Raw genomic sequence first — 19,601 nt, 5'->3', positions numbered from 1 at the left:
TGAGGAGGTGCCCGTGGGAGCACAGAAGACCGGGGGCTCCGCGGTTCAGGGCCGGAGTGCGGCCTCGTCGGCGTCCGGAAGCCAGTCCCGGGCGGGGTCGTACTCCAGCCAGCGGTTGCGGGCGGCCTCCGTGGTGAACGCCCTGAGCAGCTCGTCGAGCCGCGGGTGCGGGTCGGTGGACGCGTCCTGCCGCCAGAGCAGGGACCAGGCGTAGAGCGGGGTCGGGTCGGCCAGCGGGACGGTCCGCACGCCCGGACGGTCGGGCAGCGGGGTGTCCGCCGGGACGAGCGAGAAGCAGGACGGGTCGCCGCCGACCTGGTCCAGGAAGTGCTCCAGGCCCAGGTTGGTCGAGCCGACCCGGTGCGGGACGTCGAAGCGGGTGGCGAACCGGGTCAGGAAGTCGAGCCGGTCCACCGCCGCCGGGTAGCGCAGCACGCTGCCGCGCAGCTCCGCAGGACTCAGCACGTCGCGGCCGGCCAGCGGGTGATCGGTGCTCAACAACGCGTCCACCGGCTCCAGGCGGACCAGACGGTGCGTCAACCCGGCGTCCCCGCCGTCCGGCAGCGGATGCACCCGGCCGAACCCGGCGTCCGACTCCCCGCGCAGCAACGCCGCCGCCACCGACGGCAGATCCCGGCCCGGCACCGGCTCCACCGCCAGCCCCGGCGCGGCGTCCACCGCCTGCGCCAGCGTCCGCATCGGCGCGTACAGGTGCCCCCACACGTCGATCCGCAGCGGCCGCGCGGCACACCCCACGGCGGACACCGCCCGCTCCCCCTGCACCAGCAGCCGCCGTGCCGGCTCCAGGAACCGCCGCCCCGCAGCGGTCAGCCCCACGCCCCGGGCGTCCCGCTCCAGCAGCCGCACCCCCAACGCCGCCTCCAGCCGCGCCACCCGCTTCGACAGCCCCTGCTGGCTGATCCCCAACCGCGCCGCCGCCCGCCCGAAGTGCAGCTCCTCGGCCGCCACGACGAATCCCCGCACCTGCGCCAGATCCAGATCCACCCGGGCACCCTACGGCGTGCTGTGCCGCTGGCGCGGGGCTGGTGTGTGGGGGGTGGCTCTCGGGAGGGTGGGTGCCGGGGCGGCTCCGGGGGTGGCCGCTCCGAGGGGCTGGATGATTTTCAGACTGCCCACTCTGTGGGGCGGGGGTTGGGCGCCGTTGGCAGTCTGAAAATCACCCGCAACGCCCCTCTCCGGGCCACCCCCTGCGCCGCCCCTTCCGCAGCGCGTCCCTCTCGCTTGGTCGGGTGAGGGGGTCGTGGGGGTGGAGGAGGTGGGGCGGGGGTTGGGCGTCGTTGGCAGTCTGAAAATCACCCGCAACGCCCCTCTCCGGGCCGCCCCCTGCGCCGCCCCTTCCGCAGCGCGTCCCTCTCGCGGGGGTGGGTGGGGGGAGGTGGGGGTGGAGGGTGGTGGGGTGGGTGAGGGGAGGTGGGGGGGAGGGCGGTGTGGGTGTGGGTGCGGGTGTGGGGGGGGCGGGCACAACCGGTGGTTGTCGTCGGTGGGGGGTGGTTGTTGGACCGGGGGAGGTGGGGCGCGGTGGGGTGAGGGGGTGACCGAGGGAGGAGCGGGGATGAAGGCGCTGGTGGCGACGGGGCGGATGGCGGAGCCGGTGCGGTTCGCGGAGGTGGAGCAGCCGCGGCCGGGGCCGGGGGAGGTGCTGGTGAAGGTCGAGGCGTTCTCGGTGAACCGCGGTGAGACCTTCCAGTTGGAGGCGCCCCGGGACGGGTGGCGGCCGGGGAAGGACGTGGCCGGGCTGGTGGTGCAGGCCGCCGCGGACGGGTCGGGGCCCGCGGTGTGCCGGCGGGTCGTGGCGCACCCGCCGGCCGGGGGGTGGGCCGAGTACGTGTGCGTGCCGACCTCCTCCCTCGCCGAGCTGCCCGACGGCTTGGACGCCGTCCGGGCCGCCGCGCTGCCGCTCGCGGGGCTGACCGCGCTGCGGCTGCTCCGTACGGCGGGGGCGCTGGCCGGGCGGCGGGTGCTGCTGACCGGGGCCTCCGGGGGCGTCGGGCACTACGTCACCGAGTTGGCGGCCGCGGCCGGGGCGGAGCTGACCGCCGTCACCGCCTCGCCGGAGCGCGGCCGGCGGCTGGTCGAGCTGGGGGCGGCCGAGGTGGTCCACGACCTCGCCGGGGCGCGCGGACCGTACGACCTGGTGCTGGAGTCCACCGGCGGCGCCGCGTTGCCGCTCGCCCTGGCCCGGCTGGCCCGGCGCGGCACCCTGATCTGGTTCGGCCAGGCCTCCCGGACGCCCGCCACGCTCGACTTCTTCGACTTCTTCAAGGGCCCGGAGTCGGCCGTCCTGCGGCACTTCCACTACGCCGACTCCGACGTGCCCGACGGCGAGGACCTGGCCACCCTGGTGCGCCTGGCGGACGAGGGCCGGCTGACCCCGGAACTCGGCCGGGTGGCGCCCTGGGACGAGACCGCCGCCGTGCTCACCGACCTGCGCGAGCGCCGGATCCGCGGCAAGGCCGTCCTCACCGTCTCCTGAACCGACCGACTCCCGAGGGGTTCCCACCGTGCCCGACCTGTCGTTCCTCGACGCCCCCGGCCTGGCGGCCGCCTTCGTCGCCGAGAACCGCCCGCGCGCCCACGGCGCCGGCCTGGACCCGTACGAGTACGCCCGGGTGACCGACGCGCTGACCTCCCTGCGTGACTGGCCGGCCGCCTGCCGCGCCGCCGGCCGCCGGTACGTCGAGGCGGCGGAGCGCGCCGACGCCGACGGCCGTACCGTCACCGCCGGTGCGGCGTACCGGAGCGCCGCCCGCTGGTACCACTTCGCCGGGTTGCTCCCGCACCCCGACCGGGTCGCGGCGGCGGAGGCGGCGGACGAGGCGGACGAGGCGATGCGACGGGCGCTGGCACTGCTCGATCCGGCGGCGGAGCGGGTCGAGGGCGAGGGGTTCGCGGGCTGGCTGCGGCGCCCGGCGGCGGGTGGCGCGCCGACGCCGGTCGTGCTGGTGGTGCCGGGGATGGACTCCGGCAAGGAGGAGTTCCACGCGGTCGTCGAGGCCCTGCTGGCCCGGGGCGTCGCGGTGCTCGCCATGGACGGGCCCGGGCAGGGCGTGCTGGCCGCCCGCAGCGCGCCGGAGCCCGAGTACCACCGTGTCGTCGGACGCGCCCTGGACGCGCTCGCCGCCCGCGACGGCCTGGACCCCGACCGGACCGCCGTGATCGGCCTCAGCCTGGGCGGCTACTACGTCGCCGAGGCCGCCGCCCACGAACCCCGACTGCGGGCGGTGGCCACGGTCAGCGGCCCGTACCGGCTGGACTGGGACGGCCTGGTCCCGTTCGTCACCGCGACCCTCGCGCAGCGCTGCGGCGGGGAGGAGGCGGCCCGCGCCTTCGCCGACCGGGTGGACCTGACCGCCCTGGCACCGCGGATCGCCGTCCCGCTGCTGGTGGTCGAGGGCGGCGAGGACCGGATCCCGGGCGTCACCGCCGCCACCGCGCTGGCCGAGCAGGCCCCCGAGGCCGAGCTGCTCCTCGTCCCGCACGGCAACCACCTGCTCGGCACCGCCCTGCCGGACTGGCTGCCCGGCACCGCGGACTGGCTCACCGCGCACCTGAGCGCCCCGCGCCGCTGACCCGGGCCGCCCGGCGGCCGAGCGAGGCGAGGGCGAAGAGCAGGCCGCCGGCCAGGAAGAACGGCTCGTAGCCGAAGGTCGCGAACCGGGCCATCGCGTCCAGGTCGGCGGCCGACCGGCTGCCCGCGGCCAGGGCGAACCAGTCGGGCACGGACGGCGCGGCGTGCAGCACCAGCAGCACGGTGGTGCCCCACAGCGCCCCGGTCAGCAGCCGGGCCGGCACCCGTCGGCCCCACCGCCGTACCGGCGCCAGCGCCACCGCCGCGGCCACCGCGCACAGCGGTACCGCGATCACGTCGATCACCAGCAGCGGGGTGCTGCTCCACACCGACCGGCCCTCCGGCAGCCCGAGCCGCCCGTCCGCCAGCCAGTACAGGTGCACCAGCGCGAAGGCCACCGCCCACCCCGCCGCCGCGTACCCGGCCCCCGCCGCCACCCGGTTCCAGCCCGTGTCCCTCGTCGTCTCCATGCCCCCACCGTCCCGCCCGGGCCCGCCCCGGCGGATCGTCCCGCGGGCGGTTCCCCCTCCCTCCGCGGGGGGATCCGGGGCGGCTGGAGTCAGTACGGCAGCAGTCCGTCGGTGACCAGCTCGAAGTCGAAGGGCTCCGGGACGTGCAGCGTCTCGCCGAAGCCGACGTCCTCACGGCGGTGATAGCGCGTGGCGTCCGGCCTGCTGAAGAGGGTGACGGTCTTCTGCCGCGCGTCGACCAGTAGGTACAGCGGGATGCCCATCAACGGGTAGTCGCGCAGCTTCCCGACCCAGTCGTTCTCGGGATTGGACGGCGAGACCAGTTCGACCGCGATCGCGGCCAAGTCGGCGGGCACCTGGTTGTCGGTCGTGGACAGCGCATCGTCCGGAACGTACGTCAGGTCGGGGTTGCGGCTTTTGCCCACGGTGGGCGACACCAGATCGGTGTTCTCGCTCGGCAGCAGCCCCGCCGGGGTGTGCGCGTCGAACTGCCGGCGCACCACCAGCAGGTTGCGCTGATGGATCCCGGAGGGGCTCACCATCATCGTGATGGTGTCGCCGGAGATCTCGACCTTGAACCCGTCGGGCAGGGCCCTGCGGGCTTCCTCGAGGAGCTCGAAGTGTTCCGGGGTCATGAGCGCGAAGCCTCCTGAACCGAATCCGCCGTTGGCCGGGCACCCAGCGTAGTCGGGGGTGAGCGGCGCCCGGTAACGGCGGAGCCCCGCAGCGCATGCGCTGCGGGGCTCCGGATTGTGGCCAGGGCCGGGGTCGAACCGGCGACCTTCCGCTTTTCAGGCGGACGCTCGTACCAACTGAGCTACCTGGCCGTACTGCACCGTCTCTTGCGAGACGAGCGATCCCGACGGGACTTGAACCCGCGACCTCCACCTTGACAGGGTGGCGAGCTAACCAACTGCTCCACGGGACCTTGTAGTGGCGAACCACTAAGGTCTTGCGGCACTGCACTGTACTACGGTAATGCGGTACTGCGTGCCCCCAACGGGATTCGAACCCGTGCTACCGCCTTGAAAGGGCGGCGTCCTGGGCCACTAGACGATGAGGGCTTGCGGCCTGTCCCGCCGTTTCCGGCGTTCGGGGACGTCGAGAAGCATATGGGATGCCGGGCGGATCGCCAAAACGGGTTTCGACCGGGTGGGTGGGGCGCCGTGCGGGCGGGGGGCGGGGAGGGGGTCGGAGGGGGATCAGGACCAGCCGAGCTCGTCGAGCTCGTGGTCGTCGAAGCCGAAGTGGTGGGCGACCTCGTGGATCACGGTGGTGCGGACCTCCTCGACCGCCTGCTCGCGGGACTCGCAGTGGCGCAGGGTCGGGCCGCGGTAGATCAGGATGCGGTCGGGCAGGACGCCCGCGTACCACTCGCCGCGTTCGGTGAGCGGAGTGCCCTCGTAGAGGCCGAGGAGCTCGGGGTCGCTCGGGTCGGGTTCGTCCTCGACGAAGATCGCGACGTTGTCCATCATGGCCGCGAGCTGCGGGGGGATCTGGTCGAGCGCGTCGCTGACCAGCGTCTCGAACTCTTCCCGGGTCATCTCCACCGGATCATTGTCGGGTCTGGAGTGACGGTGTGCCAGGTGGCGGAAGCCGGTGTTTGATGGGGCTGTGACGACCTCGGAGGCGGCTTTGGACGACCGGGTGGACGGTCCGCTCCGGCCGGCGCCGGCCGCGGCGCGCGCGCGGAACCGGCCGCCGGTGCTGCGCGGGCAGGGGCCGGCCGTGGCGGTGGTCGCCCTGGGCGGGGCGATCGGGGCGGTCGCCCGGTACGCGGCCGGGCTGGGCTGGAGGACCGGGCCGACGGCCTTCCCGTGGACGACGCTGCTGGTCAACGTGGTCGGCTGCGCGGTGATCGGGGTGTTCCTGGTGGTGATCACCGAGGGGCGGCAGACGCATCCGCTGGTGCGGCCGTTCTTCGGCACCGGCGTGCTGGGCGGGTTCACCACCTTCTCGACGTACGCGGTGGACGTCCGGCGGCTGCTGGAGTCGGGCCGGCTCGGGCCGGGGCTGGCGTACCTGGGGCTGACGCTGTTGGGCGCGCTGCTCGCGGTGTGGGCGGCCGCCGGGCTGACCCGCCGTCTGGTCCACCGCGCGGTCCGCCGCCGGGCGGCGACGGGCGGGGGTGCGGGGTGACCGGGCTGGGCGGGCCGGCGCTGCGGCTGACGGTGCTGGTCGGGGAGGGCGACCGGTGGCACCACCGCCCGCTGTACAGCGAGATCGTGCACCGGGCGCGGGCGGCCGGGCTGGCCGGGGCGAGCGTCTTCCGGGGGATCGAAGGGTTCGGGGCGTCCTCGCTGGTGCACACCACGCGGCTGCTGTCGCTGAGCGAGGACCTGCCGGTGGCGGTGGTGATCGTGGACGAGGAGCAGCGGGTGCGGGCGTTCCTGCCGGAGCTGGAGGGGCTGGTGGCCGGGGGCCTGGTGCTGCTGGACCGCTGCGAGGTGGTGACGTACGCGGGCCGCGACCCGGGGGACGGGCGGGGAGAGTCGGCGGAGTGAACTGGCTGCTGGTGGTGGCGGGCGCCGCGGTCGGCGCGCCGCTGCGGTACCTGACCGACCGCGCGGTGCAGTCCCGGCACGACTCGGTGTTCCCGTGGGGGACGTTCACGGTGAACGTGGTCGGCTGCCTGGTCCTCGGCACGGTGACCGGGGCGGTGGCGGCGGGCGCGGCGTCCTCGCGGCTCCAACTGCTGCTGGGGACGGGGCTGTGCGGCGCGCTGACCACCTACTCGACCTTCTCGTACGAGACCCTGCGGCTGGCCGAGACCGGCGCCGGACGGTACGCGGTGGCCAACGTGGTCGGCAGCGTGGCGGCCGGGCTGGCCGCGGTGTACGCCGGGGCGGAGCTGGCCTCGGCGCTCTGGGGCTGAGCTCCCGGCGCGGGCCGGAGGCGAACTGCCGTGCTGCCCGTGTCCCGCCGGGCCGGGCGAGCGTTGGGTACCGAAAGCGGCCGCGCGCGAGTGGGCGGCCCGGGTGGGGCGGTAGAGAGGGACCTCGGTGGCTTCGGTGCGGGCGGTACGAGCGGTTCGGGCAGTGCGCGCGGTTCGGGCGGCACGGGCGACGCGGGTGCGGACGGCCCCGGTACGGCAGGCGGCGGCCTTGCGCTCGCGCGCGGTCCGGGCGGCGGCGGTGCTGACGGTGGCCGGGTTGGGGCTCACCGGGTGCATGTCGGTCGGTCCGGCGGCGGAGGAGAAGCACGGCGGGGTGGCGCCGGTCGGGCAGGCCGGTCCGGCGGGCAAGCCGGGGGCGACGGCCGGTCCGTCGGTCTCGCCGGGGGCCGGGCACCCGGGCGGCGCTTCGGGGCGCCCGGAGCGGCCGGGGGGCTCGTCGGCGGAGAACGCGACGGCCGCGGCGCCCGGTGAGGTGCCGCCCGGCGCGAACGGCGCGGGCGCGGGCGTGATCCCGGTGCCGGGGGCGGGCGCTCCCGAGGGCGCGCCGGGTGCCGGTTCGCCGGGCGGGACGGACACCAGCCCCCCGCCGCACCCGGGCGGCGGCGCGCCGACCGGCTCCGGCGGCACGGCGGGCACGGGCGGCACCGGGGAGGGGCGCTCCGGCGGCACCTCGGGCACCCCCTCGGCCACGCCGAGCAGCCGCCCGTCGAACACCCCCGAGCCGGACCGCAGTTCGCCGCCCGCGACCGCCACGCCGGCCCCGGAGCCCTCCTCGGGCAGCTCCGGTTCCTCGGCCCCGAGCCCGCGGGCGGGCGGCCACTAGGGGATTGAGCAGGGCATTTGCCTCCGATCCCGAGGGTCCTCTATGGTGGTAGATCGTTCGTTTGATCCATTTGACTGGCGCCCTACTCCCATCTGGCGCCCTTGGCGCGTTCCGGCGATCCGTGGCTGACCGCATAGAGGCGGTTGTGAAACAGAACCCCGGACTTTGGCGCGTGCCACTTCCGGAAGGTTTTGCATGTCTCTCGTTGACGACGCCCGCTTCGCCATGCCCGCGAACGAGGCCGCCGCCGATGTCACCGACTCCCACGACACCCTCGACACCGCCGCGGACGAGGTGATCGCCGAGGCCGTGGAGGCCACCGAGGAGGCGGCCGCCGAGCCGACCGTCACCTTCGGCGACCTGGGCCTGCCGGACGAGGTCGTCCGCGCCCTCGCCAAGCGCGGCGTCACCACCCCGTTCCCGATCCAGGCCGCGACCATCCCGGACGCCCTGGCCGGCAAGGACGTGCTGGGCCGCGGCCGCACCGGCTCCGGCAAGACCCTCAGCTTCGGCCTGCCGCTGCTGACCCGCCTCGCCGACGGCGAGCGCACCCGCGCCAAGCAGCCGCGCGGCCTGATCCTGGTCCCGACCCGCGAGCTGGCCATGCAGGTCGCCGACGCCCTGGAGCCCTTCGGCTCGGTGCTCGGCCTGCGCCTCAAGGTCGTCTGCGGCGGCACCTCGATGTCGAACCAGATCTACGCGCTGGAGCGCGGCGTCGACGTCCTCGTCGCCACCCCCGGCCGTCTGCGCGACCTGATCAACCGCGGCTCCGCCAAGCTCGACGACGTCCAGGTCGCCGTCCTCGACGAGGCCGACCAGATGGCCGACATGGGCTTCCTGCCCGAGGTCACCGAGATCCTCGACCAGGTGCCGGCCGGCGGCCAGCGCCTGCTGTTCTCCGCCACCCTGGAGAACGAGATCGACACCCTGGTGAAGCGCTACCTGAACAACCCGGTCACCCACGAGGTCGACCCGTCGGCCGGTGCCGTCACCACCATGACCCACCACATCCTCGTGGTGAAGCCCAAGGACAAGGCGCCGATCACCAACGCGATCGCCGCCCGCAAGGGCCGCACGATCATCTTCGTCCGCACCCAGATGGGCGCCGACCGCGTCGCCGAGCAGCTGATCGAGGCCGGCGTGAAGGCCGACGCGCTGCACGGCGGCATGACCCAGGGCGCCCGCACCCGCGTCCTCGGCGACTTCAAGGACGGCTACACCAACGTCGTCGTCGCCACCGACGTCGCCGCCCGCGGCATCCACGTCGACGGCATCGACCTGGTCCTGAACGTGGACCCGGCCGGCGACCACAAGGACTACCTGCACCGCTCCGGCCGCACCGCGCGCGCCGGCCGCTCCGGCACCGTCGTCACCCTGGTGCTGCCGCACCAGCGCCGCGGCGTCTTCCGCCTGATGGAGGACGCGGGCGTCGACGCCAGCCGCCACATCCTGGACCACGCCTTCGACGCGGAGGTCGCCCGGATCACCGGCGCCCGCTCGCTCACCGAGGTCCAGGCGGAGAGCGCCGCCAACATCGCCGGCGCCGCCGAGCGCGAGATCGCCGACATGACCCGCCAGCTGGAGCGCGCGCAGCGCCGCGCCGCCGAGCTGCGCGAGGAGGCCGACCGCCTGGCCGCCCGGGCCGCCCGCGAGCGGGCCGAGCTGGGCATCGAGGACGAGGCGCCGGCCGCCGCCGAGGAGGGCGGCGAGTCCGCCGCGACCGAGGCCGCTCCGGCCGCCGCCGAGGCCCCCGCCGCCGCGCCGCAGGCCGAGGAGCGCGCCCCGTCGTACCGCGAGGCCCGCAGCGAGCGTCCGGCCTTCGGCCGTGACCGCGACCGGGACCGTGACCGCGACGACCGCCGCTCGGGTGGCTTCGGCCGCGACCGTGACGACCGCCGCTCCGGTGGCTTCGGCGGCCGTGACCGCGACGACCGTCGCGCGGGCGGTTTCGACCGTGACCGCGGCGGTGACCGCGGTGGCTTCAACCGTGACCGCGGTGGCTTCGGCGGCCGTGACCGCGACGACCGTCGCGCGGGCGGTTTCGACCGTGACCGCGGCGGCGAGCGCGGTGGCTTCAACCGTGACCGCGACGACCGCGGCGGCCGCTCCTTCGGCGACCGCCCGGCCCGCTCCTTCGGTGACCGCCCCTCCTTCGGTCGGGACCGCGACGAGCGCGGCGGCAGCAGCCGTCCGTTCTCGCGCCGCGACGACCACCGCTCCGGCGGCCGTCCGCAGAGCGACCGCGGTGGCTTCAACCGTGACCGCGGCGGCTTCGGCGGCCGTGACCGCGACGACCGTCGCGCCGGTGGCTTCGACCGCGACGACCGCAAGCCGCGCTGGAAGAACTGACCTCGTGCGGGCGGTCTCCGACCGCCCGGCCGACCGTCGGCCGGCTGCACGCTCTCACTGAACGTGCACGCCGGCCGGGTACGGCGAGGTAGGTGCCGAACGCGCGCCGAACGTACGAAGGGCCCGCTCCGTCCCCCGGAGCGGGCCCTTCGCGTTTCCCCCGATACCCCCCGACACCTCGTCCTGCGTCCCCCCGAGGTGTTGTTCTGGAACTGAGAATAACCTGTGGCGCGCGGAGACGGTAGTCCCGTAGCGTCCGGGGCATGAGCAGCAGACTGCACGACGTGGCACGGGTGAACGAAGAGATCGCCGCGCGGGGGAGCTACCGGACGGCCGGAGGCGAACTCGTGCAGGTGGGAGAGCAGTTGACGGCGGCCCGGGCCGGGACGGTGTCGTACGCGCCGGCGGCCCTGGACGCACTGGTGGCGGCGGGGGCGCCGGGGCCGGGCCCGCGCGGGAACGTCGAGGTGACGGCCGAGGGGAGCATCGAGGCCGCCCGGCGCCTGCTGGCGCAGGGGGCCGGCCCGGTCGGGGTGCTGAACTTCGCCTCCGCCCGCAACCCCGGCGGCGGGTACCTGCGCGGCGCCCGCGCCCAGGAGGAGGACCTGTGCCGCAGCGCGCTGCTGTACAGCTGCCTGCTGGAGGCGCCGGACTACTACGAGGCGCACCGCGCCTCCGCCGACCTCCGGTACAGCCACCGGGTGATCGTCTCGCCCGGTGTCCCGGTGATCCGCGGCACGCGCGGCGAGCTGCTGGCGCAGCCGTACCCGGTCACCTTCCTGACCTCGCCCGCGCCCAACGCCGGTCAGCTGGAACGGCGTTCGCCTGGGACGGACGTCCGGGGCGTGCTCGCCGAGCGGTCCGACCGGGTGCTCGCGGCGGCCGCCCGGCACGAGGTGCGCACCCTGGTGCTCGGCGCCTGGGGCTGCGGGGTGTTCCGCAACGACCCGGCGCAGGTCGCCGAGGCCTTCGAGGGTGCGCTCACCCGGTACGGGGCGGCCTTCGAGCGGGTGGTGTTCGCGGTCTGGGACCGCACGCCGGTCTCGGCGAACCGGGCCGCCTTCGAGGCCCGGTTCGGCGCGGGGAGCGGCTCCTGACGGGGCCTGGGGTTCTCGGGGCTTGCGGGGCTGCGGGGCCGCGGGGCTTCCGGGGCTTCTCGGGCTCCGGCGGTGGTGCCGGGCGGGCCTAGCGGCCCTTGCGGGCGGACAGCGCCGTCGCGGCCGTGGAGGCCGCCGCGACCACGCCGGTGACGGCGAACACGGACGGCCAGGCGCCGATCCTCTTCGCCAGCGGGTGCGAGCCGCCGAAGGCCGCCACGTACAGGCCGGTCAGCGCCGCCGCGGCGCCCGGGCCCGCGTTCCGGCGCCACTGTGCGGCCGCACCGGCACCGGCCACCGCCAGCACCGCGCCGCCCAGCTCGCGCCGGCCGCTCCAGCGGGCGACGCCGTAGCCGCCGACCAGACCGCTCGCCGCGGTCAGCGCGGCGGGCGCGGCGGCCGCGAGCACGTTCGGGACCTTCGCCATCGTCGACTCCACTCCTCGGGGCTGTGTCGGCTTCCGACCATAACCCGACCGGTCCGGCGGGCCGTGGCGGCCTCCGCCCGCTGCCGGAGGCCCGCTGCCGGTGGCCTGCTGCCCGGGGCCCGCTGCCGGTGGCCCCGCTGCCGGACGACCGTGGCGGGAAGCCCGCTGCCGTAGGCCCGCTGCCGGAGGACTCCCGTCGGCGCCCGCTACCGGAAGGCCTCGGCCGGGGACCGCCCCGGGACGGTCAGGGCCAGCCGCCGCGCCGCCTCCGCCGGGTCGAGCACCCGCTCCAGCCGCAGATCGCCCGGGATCTCCTGGATGAACCGCCCGGCCGACCAGGAGCGCTCGTACGGCAGCGGCTCCAGCACCAGGGTGCGCACGCCGTCCAGCACCGGGACGTCGCTCGGGGTGCCCTCGTTCCAGAGCCAGGAGCCGTCCGGGGCGACGAGGTTGAAGGCGCCGGTCGCGATCACCCGGCGGCCGTCCAGGAATGCCGTCCGGGCCAGCGCCACCACCTCCGGGTCCTGCCGGGTGCCGGGCAGGTGGCCGCCGCCGATCAGCACGTCGGCGAGCAGGGTGTGCAGCTGGAAGGTGTCGCTCAGGCCGCTCATCCGCACCAGGTAGCCGGTGCCGGTGGGGCGGTCGAGCACCAGCAGCGGTTCGTCGTCGAGCACCAGCGCCAGGTGGGCGAGGCCCCGCAGGTCGTGCCGCTCGCCCCGGTAGCGGCCGATCAGCTCCACCAGCGCCTCGGTGACGCCGGAGGCACGGGCCTCGGCCCGGACCGCGGCGTGCGCGTACACCGCCCACGCCGCCTGCTGCCACAGGTGCAGCGTCCACCAGCCGATCACGGCCAGGTGGGTGTGCCACTCGTCCAGCAGCGCCGGGTCGGCGATCCGCTCGTGGGCCTCGGCCGGATCGTCCTCCTCCGGGTCCGGCAGCGGGCCGCCACCGGTCTCCTCCCAGCGCCGCACCAGCAGCTCCGCGCCGGTCAGCGCCCCGCGCAGGCCGGCCAGCACCGGACCGGCGCAGGCGACCGGGTCGGCGCCCTGCTCCACACAGGCGCCCACCACCATGGCCAGGTGGGAGCGGGGGAACGGCGGGGCGTCCGGCAGCAGCGCGGCCAGCCGGGGGCCGGCCGCCACCCGCTGGTGCGGGTCGGCCGAGCCGAACAGGCCGCCGACCAGACCGAGGGCGGGGCCGAAGCGCTCGTCGTCCCCGGTGGCGATCGCCGCCTCCAGGTCGGCCACGGCTTCCAGGAGGGTGGGCTGCTGACGGTGCGACGGCATCTGCTCGGTGGACATTCGCCGCAGCATAGGCGGCCGAGCCGGTCCGGTCGAAACGCCCCCGCTCCCCGGCCGGGTGACGGATACTCGCGCGGTGACCGCGTCCCCTGTCTTCCCCGCCGCTCCCGGGGCCACCGAGGCTCCGGCGGACCTCGAACCGGCGCTGAAGGTGGCGCCGCTCGAACTCTTCCTCGACCTCGTCTTCGTCTTCGCCATCACCCAGCTCACCGGCAGCCTGGCCCACCACCTGGGCCCCGGCGGCCTCGCCCAGGTCCTGGTGATGCTGGCCCTGATCTGGTGGATGTACGACGCCTTCATCTGGCTCACCAACGCCATGCCGCCGCACACCCACCGCCGACGGGCCCCGCTGATGCTGGCGATGGGCGCCTTCCTGGTGATCTCGCTGTCCGTGCCGCACGCCTTCGAGGGCAGCGGCGCCGCCTTCGGCTGGGCGTACCTGGTGACGGTCGCCCTGCACACCGGGATGTTCACGGCCGCCGGGGTCACGCCCGCCGCGGTGCTGCGGATGGGCGCCGGCAACGTGGTCGTCGGCGCCGTGGTGGTGACCGGCGGCTACCTCGGCGGCACCGTCCAACTCGGCCTCTGGACGGTCGCCTTCGCCCTGCAGTTCGTCACCCCCTGGGTGGCCGGGCTGCCCGCGTTCCGGCTGCGCGCCGACCACTTCGTGGAGCGGCACGGGCTGATCGTGATCATCGCCTTCGGCGAATCGGTGATCGCGATAGGCGTCGGCGCCGGCACCGCCGAACTCGGGCCGGCGCTGATCGCCGTGGCGCTGCTCAGCCTGGCCGTCTGCGTCGGGCTCTGGTGGGCGTACTTCGGGCACGACGACGACGCCCGCGCCGAGCACCGGATGGCCGCGCTGCCCTCCGCCGAGCGCAACCGCGCGGCCGTCGCCGTCTACTACCTCGGCCACCTCGGGCTGCTGCTCGGCGTGGTGCTGTTCGCCGCCGGGGTCAAGTCCGCGGTCGGCCAGCCCGCCGCGGCGATCGGCGGGCCGCAGGCCGCGGCGCTGGCCGGCGGGATCACCCTCTACCTGCTGGTCAACACGGCCCTGCGCGGCTTCTTCGGCCTGCGCCCGCACCTGCCCCGGCTGCTCGGCGCCGCCCTGGTCGCCGCCACCGTGCCGCTGGGCACCCGGGTGTCGGCGCTCGCCCAGGTCGGCGCGGTGGTGGTGGTGCTGGCGCTGGTCTTCGGGTACGAGGCCTGTCGGTACCCGGTGGCAGACTTCGACCGTGACTGACAGCGCGCGCCACCCCGCGGCCGACCCAGCGACCGCCCCTGCGGCCGACCCCGGCACCGCGCCGGCGACCGACCCCGCGATCACCGACGGCAGCTACCTCGTCCGCAACGTCGGCAGCGGCCTGCTGCTGCAGGTCGCCGACGGCTCCCGGCGCAGCGGCGCCCGGATCGTCCTGGGTGCCGACGACGGCAGCCACGCCCAGCTCTGGCACCTCGCCGCCGTCCACCCAGGCGGTGCGCTCTTCCACCTGGAGAACGCCGGCAGCGGCAAGCGCCTCGACGTCACCGGTGCCTCCCCGGACGACGGCGTCCCCATCCAGCAGTGGGGCGCCAACGCCTTCGGCGCCCAGGAGTGGCTGCTGGAGGCCCACGTCGACGCCCCGGGCACCTACACCGTCACCAGCTTCATCAGCGGCAAGCCCCTCACGGCCCCGGAGGACCCGGCCGCCCCGGACGCCGCGGTGCGGCAGTGGGAGGACGTCGACCGGCCCACCCAGTGGTGGCGCTTCGAGCGCCGGGGGTAGGCACGGGGCCCGCAGGTCAGACCGAGAGGTTGGCGCGGACGGCGTCGAGTTCGGCCTCGGTGACGCCGTGGTGGCGGAGGTAGGCGGGGAGGGAGTCGTGGTGGGTGCGGATCCAGGCGAGGGCGGAGGCGAGGTGTTCGGCGCCGACCGGGCGGGAGACGCGTTCGGTGCCGGTCTCGTCGAGGTACGGGACGGGGCCCTCGTCCAGACCGAGGCCGCGGTTGGAGAGCAGGAAGTCGGCCGTGATGTCGGCCTCGGAGGCGCCCAGCAGGGACTGCAGGACGGCGATGGTGAGGCCGGTGCGGTCCTTGCCGACGGCGCAGTGGACGACGACGGGCAGCGACTCCGGCGCGGCGAGGCGGCGCAGCACGGCGGCGAGTGAGGGGCCGGCCGTCTCGGCCATGAACGGGTAGAGCGAGGCCTGGTCCTCCGGCCAGGGCCGGTCGACGTCGCCGCGGTCGGCGGGCAGGGTCGGCAGGTGGAGGGTCTCGTGGTCGAGGCCGTGCCGCCGGTCCGGCCAGACGTCCAGCTCGAAGGGGCTGCGCAGGTCGATCACCGTGCGCAGGCCGAGGGACTTGAGCCGCCGCGCGCCCTCCTCGGTGAGCGCGTGGAAGGACCCGGAGCGGTAGAGCACGCCCCGGCGGAGGGCGCCGATCCCGCCCGCGTCACGGAAGTTGCGCACACCGGGGATGTCGATGAAGGCGTCGTCGGTCATGGCCCCACGGTACGGGCGGGGGCGGGCTCGGGGAAGGAAACCGGAGGGGGCCGTTCGGTGGCGGGGCGACGCTGTCCGAAACCGGTCCCCGGAGCGGTGCGGCTCGGCCGTCAGCGTCCGCCGGAGACCTCCAGGAACGCCCCGGTGGTGTACGAGGCGGCCGGGGAGAGCAGGAAGAGGATCGCCTCGGCGACCTCCTCCGGCTGCCCGCCACGGCGCATCGGCAGGCCGGGGGCGATCCGGTCGACCCGCCCGGGCTCGCCGCCGAGCGCGTGGATGTCGGTGTGGATCAGCCCGGGGCGCACCGCGTTGACCCGGATCCCCTCCGCCGCGACCTCCAGGGCCAGGCCGCGGGTCATCGAGTCCAGCGCGCCCTTGGCGGCCGCGTAGTCGACGTACTCGTGGGGCGCGCCGATCCGGGAGGCGGCCGAGGAGACGTTGACGATGGCGCCGCCGCGCCCGCCGTACCGGGTGGACATCCGGCGGACGGCCTGGGCCGCGCACAGGAACGGGCCGGTGATGTCGGCGGCCCAGATCCTGGTCAGCCGGGCCTCGTCGATATCCTCCAGGCGGCACTGCTTCTCCAGCGTGCCGGCGTTGTTCACCAGGCCGGTGAGCGGGCCGAGTTCGGCGTCCACGGTGGCGAACAGCCGCTCCACCCCGGCCGTGCCGCTGACGTCGGCGCGCACGGCGATGGCGGTGCCGCCCTCGGCCCGGATCGCGTCCACGACGGCGGCCGCCGAGGCTTCGTCCGTACGGTAGTTGACGCAGACCCGGTAGCCGCGCCGGGCGGCCAGCAGGGCGGTGGCGGCACCGATGCCGCGGCCGGCGCCGGTGACGATCAGGACCTCATCGGTGGGGGCGGTGGACATGGTCCGTAGGCTACCCGCGCGTCGGGGACGTCATGTCGGCACGCCTCAGCCGCCCGCCTCAGCCGGACGCCGCGGCCGCCCGCAGCGCGGCGATCCTCTGTGCCCGGCTCCTCGGGGAGTCGAGGCTGAAGCCGCGGGCGTCGCCGAGTTCCTCGCGGACGAACGCCTCGGTGCGGGCCACGGCGGCCCGCAGGGCGTCGTCGAGCGGGACGAAGGGCAGCAGGACGATCTCGGCCCGCCCGGTGTCGTACTCCCAGAGTCCGACGATGCGGCCGCGGTCGAGCACCACGTGGGTCTGCGGGTCGGCCTCGGTGCCGAAGGTGCGGCCGGTGCGGCCGGCGGGCAGCGGGCGGGCGGCGTCGGCGGGGTCGAGCAGCCGGGGCAGGTCGCGGTGCAGCAGGTGGATGCCGTCGATGCCGGCGAGCAGGGTGTAGTGCGGCTCCCTCGGCGCCGTGAACTCGGTGAACTCGTCGACGAGTTCGGGCGGGAGAAGGAACTCGGAGCCGGGTGCGAGCGGGACCGCGCCGGCCTCGGCGACGGCCCGGCGGGCGGTGGCGGCGGTGAAGCCGGAGAACCAGCGGAAGTGCTTGAGGGTGGCCGGGCCGGCCCAGGAGAGGTAGCGGCGGGCGAGGTCGACGGCGTCCCCCGCGACGGGCTGGTCCCAGCCGACGTAGCCGTAACGCTGCTGGTCCAGACGGCCGTTGACGGGCACCCGGCGGATCCGGCCGCGCGACTGCATCAGCCCGAGGGCGAGCGGCAGGGTGGTGGCGAGGCCGCGCTTCCTGCCCGCCTCGCCGAGCGGGCGGACCGCGTCGCCGACCGCCTCCCGGATCGTGGTCGGGTCCAGCGGCTCGTCCTCGGACAGCACCCGCTCGATGGCCAGGCAGAGCTTCTCCACCTCGTCCCGGCCGACCCCCAGGTGCTTCTCCGCCGCGGCCAGTTCGCCCACCGGGGCGGCCGCGCCGGCCGCCAGCCCGAGCGCGAAGTCGGCGGCCGGTAGCACGTAGGTGCAGCCCCGCGCGGACGGCAGCTCGTGCACCTCCAGCCGGGCCACCGCCGCGTCCACCGCCGCACGGCCGAGCCCGGCCCGGGCGAACAGGCCCAGGTACGGAGCCGCGCCGCCCACCGAACGGGCCCAGCCGGTGGCGGCGAGCACCTCGGCGGCGGACGCCCCGGTGTGCGGGCGGTCCAGCCACTGCCGGTGCGACCACCAGGCGCGCAGCTTCTCGACGCCGACGGCTGCCACCGCTTCCACGTGGGGATCGTGCTCCATGGGCCCAGTATCGGCGGCCGGGCGGGCCCGGCAGCGGAATTCGCTCGCCCGGCGCGGCCCGTTCCGGAGAGGATGCGGGCTCACGCCCCGACGCCTCCGGGAGGAGACTGCCCATGCCCGCCCCCGCCGCCGCGCCCGCTCTCGGCGCCGCCCCGGTGCTCGGCCATGCGCCCGGCACCGTCCTGCTCTCCGGCATCGTCGGCTCCACCGCGTACGGCTTCGCCCACGCCGGCTCCGACGTCGACCGGCTGGGCCTGTTCGCCACCCCCACCGAGGAGTTGCACGGCCTGCGGCGCCCGGCCGAGTCGCACGTCAGCACCGAGCCGGACCTCACCCTGCACGAGGCCGCCAAGTGGTGCCGGCTCGCGCTGAGTTGCAACCCGACCGCCTCCGAACTCGTCTGGCTGCCGGACGACCTGTACGAGGTCCGCACCCCGCTCGGCGAGGAACTGATCGGCATCCGCACCGCCTTCCTCAGCGCGCCGGCCGTGCGGAAGGCCTATCTCGGGTACGCCGACCAGCAGTTCCGCAAGCTGCTGACCCGCGACACCACCGACCCGGCCACCCGCCGCCGGGCCGCCAAGCACGCCCGGCACCTGGTCCGGCTGGTCGAGCAGGCCGTCCGGCTGCACGAGACCGGCCGCAACCCGATCCGGCTGCCCGACCCCGAACGGATCCGCGAACTCGGCGAACGCATCGCCGACCGGCCCGCCGTCGCCGAGCCCCTGCTCGCCGAGGCCGCCGACCGGCTGACCGGCCCCGGAGTCCTGCCCGCGGCCCCCGACCCGCGCCCCGTCGAGGCCTGGCTGCGCCGCGTCCGCGCCGCCCACTACACCCCGCCTCAAGGAGCGCTCCACGCGACCGGCGCGCCCGCGCAATCCACTGGCGGAGCCCTGGGCGCCACCGGGTAGGATCGCCGTGGCCCTTCCCGCCAGGCACCACTCGGCATCCGGGGCCGCGGGGCACTAGCTCAATTGGCAGAGCTGCGGACTTTTAATCCGTAGGTTCAGGGTTCGAGCCCCTGGTGCCCCACCGGTCGAGGCCGGATCAGCCACCCGCTGATCCGGCCTCCGCCGTCACCGCCGCCGGTTCGCCGGTGCGCCGGCGCGGGGCTTTTCGTCAGGGCTTTTCGTCAGGGCTTGGCGGCGAACCGGTGCAGCGCCGCCTTCAGGGCCGTCACGAAGGCCTCGCGGTCCTCGGCGGAGAGGAGGTCCAGCGACAGGTACGGGTTGAGGTCCTCCAACTCGACCAGCAGCAGCCGGCCGTCCCGGGTGCGGCAGGCGTCGACGCGCTGGATGCCGTGGTCGATCGCGTTCCAGTCCACGAAGCGCCGCGCGAAGGCCAGGTCGTCCCCGGTGGGCCGGTACGGCTCCAGCTCCCACCGCCGGTCCGGGTCGGGCGCGTGGAGGGCGTACTGGAAGGCGTCGTCGACGAAGTAGAAGGAGACCTCGTAGCGGAAGTCGACGCGCGGCTGGACGAGGACGTCGCCGTAGTCGAGGTCGGCCAGGCGGTCCCGGGTGGTGACGCGCAGGCCGAGCGAGTCCGCCCCGGCCTTGGGCTTGACCACGTACGCCTCCGCCTCCGGCAGCCGGTCCGCCCCGGCGCGGTCGTCGGCGGTCGGGATCACCGGGTAGCCCGCGGCGCTGAGGTCGACGAGGTACTGCTTGCCCGCCATGTCGGCCTTGCCGGTGAGCTGGTTGTAGACGCGCACGCCCTTCCGCACGGCCAGGGCGCGGAACTCCTCGTACGCGGCGGGGTAGTTCAGCACGGGCCCGCTGTTCCGGACGACGACCAGGTCGAAGGAGTCCATCAGCGCGGCCGCGTCCAGCGGGTGGCAGAGCGCGATGTCGAAGTCCTCACGGAGCCTGGAGGTGAGGAAGACGTCCTCGTCGCCGTACCGACGGCCGCGGGCCTCGTAGGCCAGGTCGGTGACGAACAGGACGCGGGGCTTGACGGACGACATCGCTCTCCCGGGGTTCGGCTGCCGCCCAACCTACCCGCCGGGCCGGACCGCCCGCTGACG

21 protein-coding genes and 4 tRNA genes are annotated in these 19,601 nt (G+C 75.5%); 12 read left to right on the top strand and 13 right to left on the bottom strand.

Annotated features, from left to right (window positions below):
* Nucleotides 1-45: 45 nt before the first annotated feature.
* Nucleotides 46-1,005 carry a LysR family transcriptional regulator gene (locus tag ACZ6Y7_RS00575; protein ID WP_465755686.1) on the bottom strand — a complete coding sequence of 320 codons (960 nt, stop codon included), beginning with the start codon at nt 1,003-1,005 and terminating at the stop codon, nt 46-48.
* 568 nt (nt 1,006-1,573) lie between these two features.
* Between ACZ6Y7_RS00575 and ACZ6Y7_RS00570 the strand changes: the two genes are divergently transcribed.
* A complete protein-coding gene (locus ACZ6Y7_RS00570; protein WP_465755685.1) occupies nt 1,574-2,494 on the top strand; it encodes a zinc-binding dehydrogenase in 921 nt (306 codons plus the stop codon).
* 28 nt (nt 2,495-2,522) lie between these two features.
* Complete coding sequence (locus tag ACZ6Y7_RS00565; protein WP_465755684.1) at nt 2,523-3,590, top strand: alpha/beta hydrolase family protein; 1,068 nt, start codon at nt 2,523-2,525, stop codon at nt 3,588-3,590.
* Here the strand turns inward: ACZ6Y7_RS00565 and ACZ6Y7_RS00560 are convergent.
* The 6 genes from ACZ6Y7_RS00560 to ACZ6Y7_RS00535 all read right to left on the bottom strand — a co-directional run bounded on the left by ACZ6Y7_RS00560 (nt 3,559) and on the right by ACZ6Y7_RS00535 (nt 5,603).
* Nucleotides 3,559-4,059, bottom strand: a complete 501-nt coding sequence (locus ACZ6Y7_RS00560; protein ID WP_465755683.1) for a DUF3995 domain-containing protein — start codon at nt 4,057-4,059, stop codon at nt 3,559-3,561. The two genes, ACZ6Y7_RS00565 and ACZ6Y7_RS00560, sit on opposite strands and share 32 nt — an antisense overlap.
* Before the next feature lie 89 nt (nt 4,060-4,148).
* Entirely contained in the window at nt 4,149-4,694 is a 546-nt protein-coding gene (locus ACZ6Y7_RS00555) for a Uma2 family endonuclease (RefSeq protein ID WP_465755682.1), read from the bottom strand.
* A 118-nt stretch (nt 4,695-4,812) separates the two neighbouring features.
* A tRNA-Phe gene (locus ACZ6Y7_RS00550) sits at nt 4,813-4,886 on the bottom strand.
* Nucleotides 4,887-4,913: 27 nt separating this feature from the next.
* Nucleotides 4,914-4,987 (bottom strand) — tRNA-Asp (locus tag ACZ6Y7_RS00545).
* 63 nt (nt 4,988-5,050) lie between these two features.
* Nucleotides 5,051-5,123 (bottom strand) — tRNA-Glu (locus ACZ6Y7_RS00540).
* A gap of 138 nt (nt 5,124-5,261) precedes the next feature.
* Nucleotides 5,262-5,603, bottom strand: coding sequence for a metallopeptidase family protein (locus ACZ6Y7_RS00535; RefSeq protein WP_465755681.1), 342 nt, complete (start codon nt 5,601-5,603; stop codon nt 5,262-5,264).
* Nucleotides 5,604-5,673: 70 nt separating this feature from the next.
* On the opposite strand from ACZ6Y7_RS00535, the gene crcB (ACZ6Y7_RS00530) reads away from it, so the two are divergent.
* From crcB (ACZ6Y7_RS00530) to ACZ6Y7_RS00505, 6 genes are all read left to right on the top strand, one after another.
* The gene (gene crcB, locus ACZ6Y7_RS00530; RefSeq protein WP_465755680.1) at nt 5,674-6,198 is read left to right on the top strand and encodes a fluoride efflux transporter CrcB; all 525 of its coding nucleotides are present in this window, start codon (nt 5,674-5,676) and stop codon (nt 6,196-6,198) included.
* On the top strand, nt 6,195-6,563 hold the full coding sequence (locus ACZ6Y7_RS00525) for a DUF190 domain-containing protein (protein ID WP_465755679.1): 369 nt from the start codon (nt 6,195-6,197) through the stop codon (nt 6,561-6,563). The genes crcB (ACZ6Y7_RS00530) and ACZ6Y7_RS00525 overlap by 4 nt, the downstream gene beginning before the upstream one ends.
* Nucleotides 6,560-6,934 (top strand): fluoride efflux transporter CrcB, encoded by a 375-nt coding sequence (crcB, locus tag ACZ6Y7_RS00520; RefSeq protein WP_465755678.1) that lies wholly within the window; start codon nt 6,560-6,562, stop codon nt 6,932-6,934. Before ACZ6Y7_RS00525 ends, crcB (ACZ6Y7_RS00520) begins: the two co-directional genes overlap by 4 nt.
* A gap of 229 nt (nt 6,935-7,163) precedes the next feature.
* The gene (locus ACZ6Y7_RS00515; RefSeq protein WP_465755677.1) at nt 7,164-7,778 is read left to right on the top strand and encodes a hypothetical protein; all 615 of its coding nucleotides are present in this window, start codon (nt 7,164-7,166) and stop codon (nt 7,776-7,778) included.
* Nucleotides 7,779-7,973: 195 nt separating this feature from the next.
* Nucleotides 7,974-10,127, top strand: a complete 2,154-nt coding sequence (locus ACZ6Y7_RS00510; RefSeq protein WP_465755676.1) for a DEAD/DEAH box helicase — start codon at nt 7,974-7,976, stop codon at nt 10,125-10,127.
* Nucleotides 10,128-10,390: 263 nt separating this feature from the next.
* Nucleotides 10,391-11,224 (top strand): TIGR02452 family protein, encoded by an 834-nt coding sequence (locus ACZ6Y7_RS00505; protein WP_465755675.1) that lies wholly within the window; start codon nt 10,391-10,393, stop codon nt 11,222-11,224.
* An 88-nt stretch (nt 11,225-11,312) separates the two neighbouring features.
* Here the strand turns inward: ACZ6Y7_RS00505 and ACZ6Y7_RS00500 are convergent, their stop codons facing one another.
* Together ACZ6Y7_RS00500 and ACZ6Y7_RS00495 are read right to left on the bottom strand one after the other, a co-directional pair.
* On the bottom strand, nt 11,313-11,651 hold the full coding sequence (locus tag ACZ6Y7_RS00500) for a hypothetical protein (RefSeq protein ID WP_465755674.1): 339 nt from the start codon (nt 11,649-11,651) through the stop codon (nt 11,313-11,315).
* Between the two features lie 206 nt (nt 11,652-11,857).
* Complete coding sequence (locus tag ACZ6Y7_RS00495; RefSeq protein WP_465755673.1) at nt 11,858-12,952, bottom strand: hypothetical protein; 1,095 nt, start codon at nt 12,950-12,952, stop codon at nt 11,858-11,860.
* 76 nt (nt 12,953-13,028) lie between these two features.
* On the opposite strand from ACZ6Y7_RS00495, the gene ACZ6Y7_RS00490 reads away from it, so the two are divergent.
* Together ACZ6Y7_RS00490 and ACZ6Y7_RS00485 are read left to right on the top strand one after the other, a co-directional pair.
* Nucleotides 13,029-14,195: a low temperature requirement protein A gene (locus ACZ6Y7_RS00490; RefSeq protein WP_465755672.1), complete on the top strand. Its 1,167-nt coding sequence runs from the start codon at nt 13,029-13,031 to the stop codon at nt 14,193-14,195.
* Entirely contained in the window at nt 14,188-14,718 is a 531-nt protein-coding gene (locus tag ACZ6Y7_RS00485) for an RICIN domain-containing protein (RefSeq protein WP_465755671.1), read from the top strand. The genes ACZ6Y7_RS00490 and ACZ6Y7_RS00485 overlap by 8 nt, the downstream gene beginning before the upstream one ends.
* A gap of 16 nt (nt 14,719-14,734) precedes the next feature.
* Here ACZ6Y7_RS00485 and ACZ6Y7_RS00480 read toward each other — a convergent pair whose 3' ends face one another.
* From ACZ6Y7_RS00480 to ACZ6Y7_RS00470, 3 genes are all read right to left on the bottom strand, one after another.
* On the bottom strand, nt 14,735-15,433 hold the full coding sequence (locus ACZ6Y7_RS00480) for a tyrosine-protein phosphatase (RefSeq protein WP_465755670.1): 699 nt from the start codon (nt 15,431-15,433) through the stop codon (nt 14,735-14,737).
* 110 nt (nt 15,434-15,543) lie between these two features.
* Nucleotides 15,544-16,305, bottom strand: a complete 762-nt coding sequence (locus ACZ6Y7_RS00475; protein WP_465755669.1) for an SDR family oxidoreductase — start codon at nt 16,303-16,305, stop codon at nt 15,544-15,546.
* Nucleotides 16,306-16,363: 58 nt separating this feature from the next.
* Nucleotides 16,364-17,578: a DNA glycosylase AlkZ-like family protein gene (locus ACZ6Y7_RS00470; protein WP_465755668.1), complete on the bottom strand. Its 1,215-nt coding sequence runs from the start codon at nt 17,576-17,578 to the stop codon at nt 16,364-16,366.
* 113 nt (nt 17,579-17,691) lie between these two features.
* Here ACZ6Y7_RS00470 and ACZ6Y7_RS00465 point away from each other — a divergent pair, with 113 nt between their 5' ends.
* Both ACZ6Y7_RS00465 and ACZ6Y7_RS00460 read left to right on the top strand, forming a co-directional pair.
* Complete coding sequence (locus ACZ6Y7_RS00465; protein ID WP_465755667.1) at nt 17,692-18,489, top strand: nucleotidyltransferase domain-containing protein; 798 nt, start codon at nt 17,692-17,694, stop codon at nt 18,487-18,489.
* Between the two features lie 48 nt (nt 18,490-18,537).
* Nucleotides 18,538-18,610: transfer RNA gene (locus ACZ6Y7_RS00460), tRNA-Lys, on the top strand.
* 100 nt (nt 18,611-18,710) lie between these two features.
* On the opposite strand, the gene ACZ6Y7_RS00455 is transcribed toward ACZ6Y7_RS00460, so the two are convergent.
* Complete coding sequence (locus ACZ6Y7_RS00455) at nt 18,711-19,541, bottom strand: ATP-grasp domain-containing protein (RefSeq protein WP_465755666.1); 831 nt, start codon at nt 19,539-19,541, stop codon at nt 18,711-18,713.
* Nucleotides 19,542-19,601 lie beyond the last annotated feature (60 nt).

The organism is Kitasatospora sp. NPDC053308, from assembly GCF_055585785.1.
The sequence above is the reverse complement of the archived record's forward strand: the minus strand, read 5'-3'. Positions and strand labels throughout refer to the sequence as shown.

Coding starts and splice junctions, on each gene's coding strand:
- ACZ6Y7_RS00500 (WP_465755674.1), bottom strand. CDS start 11,651: ATGGCGAAGGTCCCGAACGTGCTCGCGGCCGCCGCGCCCGCCGCGCTG.
- ACZ6Y7_RS00560 (WP_465755683.1), bottom strand. CDS start 4,059: ATGGAGACGACGAGGGACACGGGCTGGAACCGGGTGGCGGCGGGGGCC.
- ACZ6Y7_RS00535 (WP_465755681.1), bottom strand. CDS start 5,603: ATGACCCGGGAAGAGTTCGAGACGCTGGTCAGCGACGCGCTCGACCAG.
- ACZ6Y7_RS00495 (WP_465755673.1), bottom strand. CDS start 12,952: ATGTCCACCGAGCAGATGCCGTCGCACCGTCAGCAGCCCACCCTCCTG.
- ACZ6Y7_RS00465 (WP_465755667.1), top strand. CDS start 17,692: ATGCCCGCCCCCGCCGCCGCGCCCGCTCTCGGCGCCGCCCCGGTGCTC.
- ACZ6Y7_RS00555 (WP_465755682.1), bottom strand. CDS start 4,694: ATGACCCCGGAACACTTCGAGCTCCTCGAGGAAGCCCGCAGGGCCCTG.
- ACZ6Y7_RS00475 (WP_465755669.1), bottom strand. CDS start 16,305: ATGTCCACCGCCCCCACCGATGAGGTCCTGATCGTCACCGGCGCCGGC.
- ACZ6Y7_RS00470 (WP_465755668.1), bottom strand. CDS start 17,578: ATGGAGCACGATCCCCACGTGGAAGCGGTGGCAGCCGTCGGCGTCGAG.
- ACZ6Y7_RS00505 (WP_465755675.1), top strand. CDS start 10,391: ATGAGCAGCAGACTGCACGACGTGGCACGGGTGAACGAAGAGATCGCC.
- ACZ6Y7_RS00480 (WP_465755670.1), bottom strand. CDS start 15,433: ATGACCGACGACGCCTTCATCGACATCCCCGGTGTGCGCAACTTCCGT.
- ACZ6Y7_RS00510 (WP_465755676.1), top strand. CDS start 7,974: ATGTCTCTCGTTGACGACGCCCGCTTCGCCATGCCCGCGAACGAGGCC.
- ACZ6Y7_RS00570 (WP_465755685.1), top strand. CDS start 1,574: ATGAAGGCGCTGGTGGCGACGGGGCGGATGGCGGAGCCGGTGCGGTTC.
- ACZ6Y7_RS00455 (WP_465755666.1), bottom strand. CDS start 19,541: ATGTCGTCCGTCAAGCCCCGCGTCCTGTTCGTCACCGACCTGGCCTAC.